Below are 12,359 nucleotides of genomic sequence, written 5' to 3' on the forward strand. Positions count from 1 at the left end.
ACCACGAAAGATAAACACGCCCTAATGGTTTCGGCTTTTTTATTGTATAGGCTGTTGGCAATTTGCCTTATGCTTTATGTAATTGGAGAAACTGAATGATTGCTTTACTACGCATTATTGCTGTCGCGATATTTGCTATCTTCATGTTTATTTTTGGCTGTGGTTACTGTTTATTTAGCCCACGTAACCCTCGCCATGTTTTTACTTTTGGCCGCATGTTTGGCCAAATGTCGAAAGTGTTTGGCATTAAGCTTGAACTTAGAGTTCCAGACAATGCCTATGATCGTGGCCAACATATCTATTTAGGTAACCATCAAAATAACTGGGATTTATTTACCATTTCATCAGCGGTAACGCCGAATGTGGTTACTGTTGGTAAGAAAAGCTTAGTTTGGCTGCCATTATTTGGTCAGCTTTATTGGCTAACGGGTAATATCTTGATTGACCGTGCTAATCGTAGCAAGGCAATGGATACTATTAGCCAAGTTGCCGATCAAATTAAGAAAAGCAAAGTATCAGTGTGGATGTTTCCTGAAGGGACACGTTCTCGTGGTCGTGGTTTACTGCCATTTAAAACCGGTGCTTTCCATGCGGCGATTGCTGCACAGGTGCCAATTGTGCCAATCGTATGTAGCTCAACCGATAATCTTAAGTTGAACCGCTGGAATAACGGTCATGTGATTGTTGAGATGCTGCCACCGATCAGTGTTGAAGGCTATAATAAAGAAAATGTTCGCGAGATACTGAAACTGTGCCGCAATCAAATGAAAGCTAAGTTAGAAGAGCTCGATGCTGAAGTACTAGAGCGTAATGCGAAGTAAACTTCTTTTGATTCGAATTCAACTTAATAGAAAGCCAATGAATATTCGTGTTCATTGGCTTTTTTGTTATTTGGGTATAAGAAGAAATTACAACCAGCCTTTACGTTTAAAGTAAAAGTAAGGAGCAAAGCCTGAAGCCACCATTAACACTAAAGCGGCCGGGTAACCAAAAGTCCACTCTAGCTCAGGCATAATTTGGAAGTTCATCCCATAAATACTAGCAATTAATGTTGGTGGTAAGAAGACAACCGCAGCAATCGAGAAGATTTTGATGATCTGGTTTTGCTCTATACTGATAAAGCCTTGCGCCGAATCCATTAAGAAATTGATCTTTTCAAATAAGAAAGTGGTGTGAGACATTAATGTTTCAATATCACGCACAATTTCACGCAATGTTTCCAGTTGTTCTGGTGTCGATTTTAAGTGACGCAATAAAAATGAAATGACGCGCTGGGTATCCATCAAACATAAACGAATTTTGCCATTGCTGTCTTCAAGTCGAGCTAGGCGGCTAATGCATTCTTCCCAATCTGACTCCTCATCTTCCAGCACGGTATAACTGATCTTTTCTAATTGATGATGGATATCCTCAATAGTATCGGCATGATTCTCAACTTTTTGTTCCAAGATGGTGATAAACAGTGATTGAACATCATCAGATTGAACCTGGCCTTTACGAGCTCGTAAGCGCAATAAACGAAAATCCGCAATACTGCCTTCACGAATGGTGATTAATCGATCTTTTTGCAGAATAGACGCGATGTTGACGGTAGTATGGCGACCTTCACTCGGAGAGAGAAACAGCGAGTGGACGTGCAATCCTTCATGATCGACAAAGTAACGAGAAGACGCTTCGATTTCTTCTACGTCATTAGTGCCGGGAATTCGAATACCAAGTTGTTGAGATAAAAATTGACGATCTTCGTCGCTAGGATCGTGGGCATCTATCCAATCAGCTTGTTCGATAAGAGGTTCTAGATCTTGTTGTTTGTCATATCTTATTTCTTGAATAAAGCCGTTATTTATTTTGAAAAATCGCATAGTGAAGAAGTCCTTTGGACTGATGGACGAATATTCTTATCTTATACCTAAGTGGCTATCGGATGCGAATTTCAGTCTGAATCATATGTGATTTTATTGTTACATTTTGAAATATTTATTGACACTTTTTTGCCTAGGCAAGTAAAATCCTATCAAAGTAATTGTCTAGGCAAGTAATTGGAAGGTTATTTATGACGACTCCTCCTTATATTCATGCATCGAGTATTCCTTTAGGAAAGCTAATTGGTTTGGTTAACCATCATAAAGAGCGGTTGCTGTCACAGTATTTTATGCCACTCGATATCACACCAGCTCAGTTTAAAGTACTTGCGGCCATTGAATTTGAGAAAAAAAATTCACCCGCTGAAATTAGTAAATTACTCGGTATCGATTGTGGATCGATGACTCGCATGGTTGAGCGACTGCTTAAAAAGTCGTTAGTAGAAAAGTTGCCTAACCCAGAAGATAAAAGAGGCGTTATCTTAATTTTAACGTCTTCCGGTCAATCATTATTAACTGAGTGTATTGAGGTGATTGAAACTCAAGTGAGTCCCTTATTAGTCGGTGATTTAGCTGCTGATGAAGTGAAACAGTTGAGCCGTTTATTAGAGCGATTATTACCTTAACGAAGCGTTATTTAGGCAAGAAAAAATTATATATCCAAAAGTAACTTTAATTAGTCCTTCGGGAGCTTCATTCAAACTTTTATGCCGTGTCATATTGGTTTGAAAGGCGCCTATATTCTTTTGCCAACCCTCCTTGCTGAACAGTTTGGATGATAGCTCTGAATTCCGCACCTTGAAGTCACTTGGGTATAATTCATTAATGATCAAATGGTTGAATCATGGAAAACACACAAAATATTGAAGGTACTGTAAAACAAAAAAGTAAACGCCAAACCTCTTTTATGATCCTGTTAGTTGCATTGTTGGTGATTGCTGGTGGTTGGTTTGCTTATTATCAAATGTATGCAAAATTCGTAGAAGAAACGGATGATGCCTATGTGAATGGTAACCTTGTAACGGTTTCACCACAGATTGCAGGTACGGTGACTAAAGTTATTCCAGATGTTGGTGATTATGTGGAAAAAGGTCAAGTGTTAGTGACGTTGGATTCTAATGATACCCAAATTGCACTACAAAATGCTGAAGCTAAATTAGCAAGTAAAGTTCGCGAAGTTCGTAGTATGTATGCGTCGGCGGATAACTTTAAAGCGAAAGTTGAAGCCAGCAAAGTTGAATATCGCCAAGCCTTAAATGACTACAACCGTCGTAAAAATTTAGTTTCGAAAGGCGCGATTTCAAAAGAAGATTTAATTCATTACCAAGATACTCTAGAAGGCGCAAAAAGCCAGTTGGAAGCGGCAGAGCAATCACTACAAATGACGGTGGCCTTAGTTGATAACACGGTTTTAGAAACGCACCCAGGTGTGAAATCAGCGGTTTCGGCGTTACGTAAAAGTTATTTAGATAATATGCGTACTGAAATTGTTGCCCCAATTAGTGGTTATGTGGCTAAACGTGCGGTTCAACTCGGTAGTCAAGTACAACCGGGTAGTCAATTAATGGCAATCGTTCCATTGCATCAAGTGTGGGTTGATGCCAATTTCAAAGAAAGCCAGATGAAAGATATGCGTATTGGCCAACCAGTTACTTTAACTTCCGATCTTTATGGTGAAGAAGTGCAATATACAGGTGAAATTGAAAGCCTAGGTATTGGTACGGGCAGCGCGTTCTCTCTACTCCCTGCGCAAAACGCTAGCGGTAACTGGATCAAGATTGTTCAGCGTTTGCCTGTAAAAATTCATTTAGATGAACAAAACCAAGATAAATACCCATTACGTATTGGTTTGTCTATGGTAGCTAAAGTCGATATTAAAGATACCGATGGTCAATTATTGGCTAAAGAAGTGAATAAACACGCTCGCTATGACACTGATGTTTATCATAACTCTTTGGAAGAAGTGGATACGCTTGTCGCTAAAATCTTGCATGAAAATGCTGGTGTATCAAGTGTTAATGTAAGCAGTGTTGGCACAACAGCGACCGCACAATAGAGGCGTTCATGAACGATCAAACATACACGCCACCTAGTCTGCCATTGGCGGTAATCGCACTCGCCTTAGCAACGTTTATGCAAGTATTAGACAGTACGATTGCTAACGTTGCCTTGCCGACGATCGCAGGTAACTTAGGGGTAAGTTCAGAGCAAAGTACTTGGATAATTACTTCATTTGCAGTGTGTAATGCGATTGCACTGCCACTTACAGGATGGTTTTCTCGCCGTATAGGCCAACTTAGGTTGTTCATTTTATCGGTGGCATTATTTACAATTTCGTCATTCCTTTGTGGAATTGCGACGAGTATGCCTGAGCTTATCGTATTCCGTGCTCTACAGGGTTTTTTTGCTGGCCCTATGTTTCCGATGTGTCAGACCTTATTGTTGGCAATTTTTCCATCAGTCAAACGTAGTGCAGCATTAGCGCTGATTTCTATGGTGACAGTGGTTGCGCCGATTGTTGGGCCGATTACGGGAGGGTGGATAACCGATAATTACTCTTGGCCGTGGATCTTTTTCATCAATTTACCGATTGGTATTTTTTGTTGCTTGGTAGTTTGGCAGCAATTGAAAGATCGCGTTGATGTGACAGCGAAAATGCCGATCGATTTTATTGGTATTGCTTTATTAGTTCTTGGGGTAGGTTTACTGCAAGTTGTGCTTGATTTAGGGAATGATGCCGATTGGTTTGCTTCAACTCACATTGTGATAATGAGCTGTATTGCAGCAATAGCTCTGATTTCATTTGTCATTTGGGAATTAACCGATGAACATCCAATCGTAAATTTATACTTGTTCAAAGATCGCAACTATACGGTAGGCACGCTGGCTCTAGTGTTAAGTTATTCAGCTTTCTTTGCCATTAATATTATTTTGCCACAGTGGTTACAGATTTACATGGGATATACTTCGATTTGGGCGGGCTTAGCTTCTGCACCAATGGGAATATTACCATTTTTATTAACGCCATTAGTTGGTAAATATGCGCATAAAGCGGACATGAGAGTCTTGGCGACAATTTCCTTTGTCGTAATTGGCTTGTCATGTTTCTTACGTTCTTATTTTAATACGTTTGTCGATTTTAACTCGATTGCTCAAGTGCAGTTATTTATGGGAATTGGTATCGCATTTATGTTTATGCCCCTAACCACGATATTTTTATCGAACTTGAACGGTCAGAAAATTGCTGATGCTTCGGGCTTAACCACTTTCTTGCGTGTACTAGGTGGTAGCTTTGCATCGTCATTAACTACATGGTTATGGACTCGTCGAGCTGATTTTCATCATGCGACAATGACTGAACATGTGAGTAATTATGAGCCTGCAGCGGTAGAGTATTTAGATAAGATGGGGGGAGAGACGCAAGCTCATTTAGCGGCAGTAGATCACATCATCACGACTCAAGCTTTTATGAACTCAACGATTGATTACTTCTACATGCTAGGTTGGTTGTTCTTTGCGTTAATTGTGATTACTTGGTTTGCGAAAGGACCATTTATTAAATCAAGTTCAAATTCATCGGCGGCAGCTGCGCATTAACGAGTTTGTTCGTTGAGTCGTAATAATAAAGGAGCGAATGATATCACTCCTTTTGTTTTTTAAGGGGCAGGTGAAGTGGATGAAGCAGGCGTATGATAAAAAGCATAATCTTTATTGGTTGCTCGTTTAGTTTCATCTAGCGCTAAGATTGCTTGGTCGAGTAATTCTTCTGCTTTAGGTTGCCCTTTTTTATTTGAGTAGGTAATACCAATGCGAACACGAACTGGAAACTGATGTTCTTCGGACTGGTAATCAAATTCGAGTTGTTGTTGTAACTCTTTAACTCGAGCCACTAAGTTATTTGGTGTACCTGATTTAGTACAAATAAGTACAAATTCATCACCACCAAGTCTAAAAGCTTTACATTGTTTTATTGCAGCAAGTCTTTGAGCAAATTTCACTAAAACGAGATCACCTACTTGATAACCAATGTGATCATTGATTTGTTTAAAAAGTTTTAGGTCAATAGCGTATAAACAGACTGTTGAGGAGCGTTTTAATTGCTTATTTAGGTAGCCTGATAAGGCGCGCCTATTACCTAATTGAGTGAGTGGGTCGAGTTGTGCAAGTTCTGCTGAGCGTCGACTCATTCGAAGTAAAGCCGTCGAAAGTAATACGGTAATAATAAAAACAGATAATTGCCAAAACTGAATGAGATCGTTATTGGTACGTATACCTTCGCTGATACTACTTGTGAGTACTCGGTTTAGTGAATAATCTAACTTTAGTAGGGCATTTTTAACGTTAACAACTTTGTCGGTAAATGCTTTTGAGTGAAGTTTACTTGGTTCGTTAAAGTCATTACTGAGTGCTTTAATGCTATTAAAAAGTGTTTCTACGTCCTTAGTGACCTGCGGATGACGAGTGCGCAAAAGCTCTGTAGTACTCGATTCTAAAAAGAGTTGTAGGCGGTTCCAAACGAGATCGTAACTTTGAGTTAAGTCTGATAAAGGAATCGCACCTAATTGATATAATTCGGCTTTGTACAAAAACTTTTCCGACTGGTAGAGTATTCGGTTGGCGTACCAATTGGTCGAGCGATATAATCGATCGATATTGTGATTGTTTTCTTTTTGTAGGTAGACAGTCCATAAAAAACCGCTAGTAAATAGTGATAGCAGCAAGATAAAGGCAATATTGATCATCATGTGTCGTGAGAGATGCAGGTGCATTATAAAGCCTTAATTTTGTTTATTTGCCAAACCAATTGATTCTGTAGTTTATCGTGAGAGAGTAATTTAGGGTTCAGGTCAAAGGGTACCAATAACCAAAAAGGTCCTTTATTACGTAGTGATAGTACTTTCTCGTCTTGTCGAAGGACTAAGATAAATGGATATCTTTGTAAATCTTGAGTATTTATGTCATAGGAATAGCCATTCAAAGCATAAATTCGAATACCATTAATAGAAGATGAAAATTTGTCAGTAATTAAGCTTAACTTCGGTCCTTGATAGGTATGAACCCCTTTAGTCCAAGGCGTCGAGGTTGTGAAGATCGTCTGAGGCAGGATTTCGAGATCTTTAAGGCTTAAGTTAATTTGTTGTCCTGTTGATGACTCTAAGCTCAACATAGGCGATGATTGTGCGACAGTTGAAATCACCATTAGTACCCAAGCTAATGTCAGTTGAAAAGAGTATGAGATTATCGATTTCATTAGTAATAGTTACCCTGCGCATATATTTAGTCGCATTCTAACATTACCATGATAATTAGTGCTATTTTGTGGAGGATTTTTGAACAAAAATGAGAGGCATAGGCCTCCCACTTAGTATTATTGATTACTCTTGTATCGATTACTTACGAACTGCAATCGCTTCAATTTCAATACCAACATCTTTTGGTAAACGCGCTACTTCTACACAAGAACGTGCAGGGTAGTTGGCAACTTTGTGTTCATCAAAGAATGTGCCGTACACTTCATTTATTGCAACAAAGTCATTTAAGTCTTTTACAAATACGGTCATTTTAACAATATCACCCACCGTTAAGCCTGAAGACTCGACAACTGCCTTAACATTATCTAAAGACTGGCGAGCCTGAGCGGTAATCTCAGATGGTACTTCACCAGTTGTTGGGTTCACTGGAATTTGGCCTGATGTCATTATCATACTGCCAAGATCAACGCCTTGAACGTATGGGCCAATCGCTGCGGGTGCTGATTCAGTATGCAATACTTTAGTCATTATTTTTTCCTTGTTATTCCGTGGTATTATTTCTCAGTCATGATTTCGCGAGAAAAGCTCTTCTCACAATACTTACACTTTAAGCGAATATCATCATTTTTTTCAATAACAGAAAAGCTACTCGAAACTGGTTCATTGTGAGTAATACAATTGCTATTTGCACAGTTGAATACGTCAGTCACCACTTTTGGCAAGGTTAAGGCGAGTTTCTTGACGACTTGATAATCTTCAATTTGATTCACCGTGGCATGAGGTGCGTATAAAGCGAGTTTTTGTGCTTGCTCTTCGGTGATAAAGGTATTTTCAATTTTGAGTAAATCTTTAGCGCCAAGAGCCGAAGAGGGCAAATTTAAACCGACGGTGACTCTTTCATTTGAGTTATCCATTTGAAATAGTTTAAGCACTTTTATGCCAATATGTGCAGGAATGTGGTCGATCACGGTGCCGTTTTTAATGGCTTCAACTTGTAATTGGTATTGCTTAGACATGGAAGGCCTCCGTGATTATAAAGTTTGGTTTAGAACAAGTGCAAGCAGTGCGGTACGTGCGTAAACGCCATTCTCTGCTTGTTCGAAATAATAAGCGTATGGCGTTTTATCAACATCAACCGTGATTTCATCAACACGAGGCAGTGGATGAAGCACTTTCAAATTATCTTTAGCATTTTTTAATGCCGATGCGGTTAATACAAAAGCGGATTTAATATGAGCATATTCTGACTCATCAAAACGCTCTTTTTGTACGCGCGTCATGTATAAAATATCTAGCTTAGGAATCACTTCATCCATATCGGTATGCAAGCTGTATTCTATGCCTGCATCATCCAGCTCTTCATAAATATAATCAGGCATCGCTAGCGCTTCAGGAGCGACAAAATAAAAACGTACGTTGCTGAACTTAGCGAGCGCTTGAGTTAACGAGTGCACGGTGCGGCCGTATTTTAAATCTCCGACAAACGCGATATTGATATTATCTAAAGTGCTTTGCGTTTCATAAATGCTGTACAAATCAAGCAAGGTCTGGGTTGGATGTTGGTTTGAACCGTCACCCGCATTGATGATAGGTGTATCGTTGGAGAACTCAGATGCTAAGCGTGCCGCACCTTCTTGTGGATGACGCATTACAAACGCATCGACATAAGAAGAAATGATGCGGATTGAATCGGCAAGCGTTTCGCCTTTTTTCGCATGAGAAGTATTCCCCGCGTTATCAAAGCCAATCACACTACCACCAATACGTTGAATGGCGGTTTCAAAAGACAATCGAGTACGAGTGGAGGGCTCAAAGAAGCAGCTTGCCACCACTTTGCCTTTGATCAACTCTGGCTGAGGATTCTCTTTAATTTGTGCGGCAGTCTGAATGATTAATTCAAGCTCCTGACGAGACAGTTCTGGAATGGAAATAATGTGCTTTTGATAGAGCGAGTTCGCCATGATTTGTCCTTAGCTAGCTTTAGATACAAAAAAGCCCCCAATAAAGGAGGCTTGATCATAAAAGAATAAAAGCAATAACAGAATTAAATAAGCCCATTTGCTTGAAGCAAAATTTGATATTTAGGCTTAACAGTCGCATTGCTCACTCCTTTGATAATTGGCGGAAATTATACTCCCAATAAAAGTAAGCGCAAGCGTTTGCTAAAGCCCTAGGCTAATTATTATGTGCCTTGATTTCTGTTTATCTAATGATGCTAGTCACCTAAAGTCGCCACCATGATGGCTTTAATCGTATGCATGCGGTTTTCTGCTTGGTCGAAGACAATAGAGTAGTCTGATTCAAACACTTCCTCTGTTACTTCTAAGCCTTTCATGCCGTATTTTTCAGCCACTTCTTTACCGACAGTAGTTTCATCATTATGAAAAGCAGGTAAGCAGTGCATAAATTTCACATTTGGATTGTTGGTAGCATTAATCATATCTATATTAATTTGATAAGGCGTCATCAAGGCAACACGTTCATCCCAAGCATCTGCCGCTTCACCCATAGAAACCCACACATCGGTATATAAGAAATCACAACCTTGAACACCTTTGGTCACATCTTCAGTGAGTGTGATTTTAGCGCCAGTACTTTGGGCGATAGTTTGGCAAGCTTTCACTAGGCTTTCTTCTGGCCAAAATGCTTTCGGTGCAACTAAGCGAATATCCATTCCCATTTTCGCTGCGCCAACCATCAATGAATTACCCATGTTGTTTCGAGCATCCCCTAAGTAAGCAAAACTCACTTCATTTAATGGTTTGTCTTGGCTGTACTCTTGCATAGTCAGGAAGTCAGCTAAAATTTGCGTTGGGTGAAATTCATCGGTTAAGCCATTCCAAACCGGTACACCAGCATGCTCTCCGAGTTCTTCCACAATCGCTTGTCCAAATCCGCGATATTCGATGCCATCATACATACGGCCCAAAACACGCGCGGTATCTTTCATTGATTCCTTATGGCCAATTTGCGAACCGGAAGGGCCGAGATAGGAGACTTGCGCGCCTTGATCAAACGCGGCAACTTCAAAAGCGCAACGAGTACGAGTAGAAGATTTTTCAAAGATCAGCGCGATATTTTTACCTACCAGTGATTTCTTCTCACAGCCTGCGTATTTAGCGCGTTTTAGATCGCGAGATAAGCTGAGTAAAAAATCGATTTCTTTCGGCGTAAAATCCAACAGTTTTAAGAAATTACGGTTGCGTAAGTTGAAAGCCATAACTACGTCCTTGTGAGTCGGTGGTAAAAGTTACTTATACATAAAAATGCCAATAAAGTGAATTTTTATTTAACTTGTGTGTGGTGGAAATCAAAGTATAACTAATAGGCATATTAACGCTTACTTAGTATGAGCTTTCATGGCAAAATACACCGTATTAATCTACATTGAAAATTCGCCCACACTGGAGCTTAAGCTATGTCTAATAATGATCAATCGATGCAAGACGATTACATGTCGGTAGAAGAACTGATTGAATTTCAAAAAGAAGAAACACGTGAAATTATCGCAGCATTGATTGAAGATGGCAGTGATCCAGATGCGCTTTACGATATTGAGCACCATTTATTCGCTGAAGATTTCGCAACATTAGAAAAAGCGGTGATGGAAGCATTCCAAATGGGCTTTGAGGTTTTAGAAGCTGAAGAAACGGAAGACGAAGATGGCAGCAAAGTATTGTGCTGTGATGCGATCATGCAATCGGCTTTAAATGCTAATCTTATTGATGAGCAAGTTGAGAAGCTTGTCCATTTGGCTGAAAAGTTTGACATTATCTATGATGGCTGGGGCACCTTCTATGAAGGTGAAGATGCGATTTATGATGAAGAGAATGACGACTACGACAGCGAATAACGCTTTTCTTTTCGTTAATAAATACCAGCTGAATATGGCTGGTATTTTTATATCTAAATTTTATTCACGGACGATTATGCATTTTTTACTTGATGGCCTTTGGCAAATATCGCCACTTACTGATTTATCTATCCCGCAAGCGGATATCGCTTTTCCTGCCAAATTGAGTTCGGTATTACCTAGCTACTTAACTGAACAAGAGATTGATCAGCAAGAATGGCATCTAATGCACGATATCGAGGTCGATCAATCAATGTTAGATCTTGCAGGGGTAGATCTTGTGATCGATGGTATTGATCGTTATGCCGAAGTGCGAGTGGGTGGGGTGGCAGTATTTGACTGTGATGGTAGCCAATATCGTTATCAAAAAGATATTCAGCCTTATCTTAACCTTGGTAAAAATCGGATTGAGATTCTGTTTTTAGAACCTGATGATGATTTCTTGATTGAAGAAGCATCGGTTTGTCACTTAGGCGATCCTGTTAGTGATGCTGCAATTGTCAGTGAAATTAAGCGCACACCCTTTTTACGTTTAGTGCGTAATGTTCGATTGCAACATGTGGTGACTGAGCAAATTTGGCATCACGGTGGTGGCTGTGAGCTAAAGGTTGATGTGTATTATTCGACATTAAAGCCCGGGTTAGTTTCAACTCAAATAAAATACGAAGGGATGATGTACACCATACCTTTAGATGTGAGAAGCGATCATGTGACGGCTATTTTTCAGGTTGATGCTCCTAAGCAAGCGGTCATAGAGCAAGAAACTAATCAAGCATTATCTGGTAATACTGAACTTTATGTTCACTTAGATGGCTATCACTTTAGGTTTAATGTGGCGTTATCAGAAACGCAAAGCGTTAGCCATCATCCGCTATAAACCTTAGGTTTTATTCATTGTGATTATAGCGTTTTAGCCATGACTACTTCACAATCACTGTGACCGGTATTTCCCCAAGGCTCATCTAAATGTTGAAAACCAAGCTTTTGATATAAAGTAAGCGCTGCTTTCAGCTCCGCGGTTGATTCTAAATAACACTGTTCAAAGCCGATTTCTCTCGCTTGATCAAAGCAAACATCAATTAACTGCTTAGCGAAACCTTGGCCACGAGCGCGATTTAAAATATACATCTTCTGTAATTCACACACTTCGGGCTTACCGGCGAGTGGGGCAATCCCCGCACCACCCACAACCAGACCGTCTTTATCAACCATTACCCAGTAGTGAGAACGCGTCGCTTGATAGATCTCAAATAAGGTATCTAAAGTTGGATCGGCCACGCTATAACCTTTATCGGCGGTTAAGCCAAACTCTGCTGAAACATCACGAATGACTTGAGCAATGTGAGGGTTATCTTGCGGCTCAATAGGGCGAATGGTGTAAGACATAGTACG

14 protein-coding genes are annotated in these 12,359 nt (G+C 39.9%); 6 read left to right on the forward strand and 8 right to left on the reverse strand.

Annotated elements, in window-relative coordinates; translation table 11 throughout:
• The first annotated feature begins 95 nt into the window (after positions 1-95).
• Positions 96-821 carry a 1-acylglycerol-3-phosphate O-acyltransferase gene (locus ACE3G9_RS03535; protein WP_449218491.1) on the forward strand — a complete coding sequence of 242 codons (726 nt, stop codon included), beginning with the start codon at positions 96-98 and terminating at the stop codon, positions 819-821.
• Between the two features lie 87 nt (positions 822-908).
• Here the strand turns inward: ACE3G9_RS03535 and corA are convergent, their stop codons facing one another.
• Positions 909-1,862, reverse strand: a complete 954-nt coding sequence (gene corA / locus ACE3G9_RS03540) for a magnesium/cobalt transporter CorA (RefSeq protein WP_417880099.1) — start codon at positions 1,860-1,862, stop codon at positions 909-911.
• A 191-nt stretch (positions 1,863-2,053) separates the two neighbouring features.
• On the opposite strand from corA, the gene ACE3G9_RS03545 reads away from it, so the two are divergent.
• The 3 genes from ACE3G9_RS03545 (at position 2,054) to ACE3G9_RS03555 (ending at position 5,459) form a co-directional block, all read left to right on the forward strand.
• Positions 2,054-2,488, forward strand: coding sequence for a MarR family transcriptional regulator (locus ACE3G9_RS03545; RefSeq protein ID WP_417880100.1), 435 nt, complete (start codon positions 2,054-2,056; stop codon positions 2,486-2,488).
• A 218-nt stretch (positions 2,489-2,706) separates the two neighbouring features.
• Entirely contained in the window at positions 2,707-3,918 is a 1,212-nt protein-coding gene (locus tag ACE3G9_RS03550; RefSeq protein WP_417880101.1) for an efflux RND transporter periplasmic adaptor subunit, read from the forward strand.
• Positions 3,919-3,926: 8 nt separating this feature from the next.
• The gene (locus ACE3G9_RS03555) at positions 3,927-5,459 is read left to right on the forward strand and encodes a DHA2 family efflux MFS transporter permease subunit (RefSeq protein ID WP_417880102.1); all 1,533 of its coding nucleotides are present in this window, start codon (positions 3,927-3,929) and stop codon (positions 5,457-5,459) included.
• Between the two features lie 59 nt (positions 5,460-5,518).
• On the opposite strand, the gene ACE3G9_RS03560 is transcribed toward ACE3G9_RS03555, so the two are convergent.
• The 6 genes from ACE3G9_RS03560 to ACE3G9_RS03585 form a co-directional block, all read right to left on the reverse strand.
• Positions 5,519-6,631 (reverse strand): GGDEF domain-containing protein, encoded by a 1,113-nt coding sequence (locus tag ACE3G9_RS03560; protein ID WP_449218492.1) that lies wholly within the window; start codon positions 6,629-6,631, stop codon positions 5,519-5,521.
• Positions 6,631-7,113, reverse strand: a complete 483-nt coding sequence (locus tag ACE3G9_RS03565) for a hypothetical protein (protein ID WP_417880104.1) — start codon at positions 7,111-7,113, stop codon at positions 6,631-6,633. The genes ACE3G9_RS03560 and ACE3G9_RS03565 overlap by 1 nt, the downstream gene beginning before the upstream one ends.
• 139 nt (positions 7,114-7,252) lie before the next feature.
• Positions 7,253-7,642, reverse strand: a complete 390-nt coding sequence (locus tag ACE3G9_RS03570; RefSeq protein ID WP_417880105.1) for a Rid family detoxifying hydrolase — start codon at positions 7,640-7,642, stop codon at positions 7,253-7,255.
• Positions 7,643-7,668: 26 nt separating this feature from the next.
• A complete protein-coding gene (pyrI, locus tag ACE3G9_RS03575) occupies positions 7,669-8,130 on the reverse strand; it encodes an aspartate carbamoyltransferase regulatory subunit (protein WP_417880106.1) in 462 nt (153 codons plus the stop codon).
• Between the two features lie 15 nt (positions 8,131-8,145).
• The gene (gene pyrB, locus ACE3G9_RS03580) at positions 8,146-9,075 is read right to left on the reverse strand and encodes an aspartate carbamoyltransferase (RefSeq protein ID WP_417880107.1); all 930 of its coding nucleotides are present in this window, start codon (positions 9,073-9,075) and stop codon (positions 8,146-8,148) included.
• Positions 9,076-9,329: 254 nt separating this feature from the next.
• A complete protein-coding gene (locus ACE3G9_RS03585) occupies positions 9,330-10,334 on the reverse strand; it encodes an ornithine carbamoyltransferase (RefSeq protein WP_449218493.1) in 1,005 nt (334 codons plus the stop codon).
• Positions 10,335-10,532: 198 nt separating this feature from the next.
• On the opposite strand from ACE3G9_RS03585, the gene rraB reads away from it, so the two are divergent.
• The gene (gene rraB / locus ACE3G9_RS03590) at positions 10,533-10,967 is read left to right on the forward strand and encodes a ribonuclease E inhibitor RraB (RefSeq protein ID WP_449218494.1); all 435 of its coding nucleotides are present in this window, start codon (positions 10,533-10,535) and stop codon (positions 10,965-10,967) included.
• 76 nt (positions 10,968-11,043) lie between these two features.
• The gene (locus ACE3G9_RS03595) at positions 11,044-11,844 is read left to right on the forward strand and encodes a glycosyl hydrolase 2 galactose-binding domain-containing protein (protein WP_449218495.1); all 801 of its coding nucleotides are present in this window, start codon (positions 11,044-11,046) and stop codon (positions 11,842-11,844) included.
• 23 nt (positions 11,845-11,867) lie between these two features.
• On the opposite strand, the gene ACE3G9_RS03600 is transcribed toward ACE3G9_RS03595, so the two are convergent.
• The gene (locus tag ACE3G9_RS03600; protein WP_449218496.1) at positions 11,868-12,353 is read right to left on the reverse strand and encodes a GNAT family N-acetyltransferase; all 486 of its coding nucleotides are present in this window, start codon (positions 12,351-12,353) and stop codon (positions 11,868-11,870) included.
• Between the last annotated feature and the right edge of the window lie 6 nt (positions 12,354-12,359).

The organism is Vibrio sp. E150_018 (assembly GCF_053544035.1).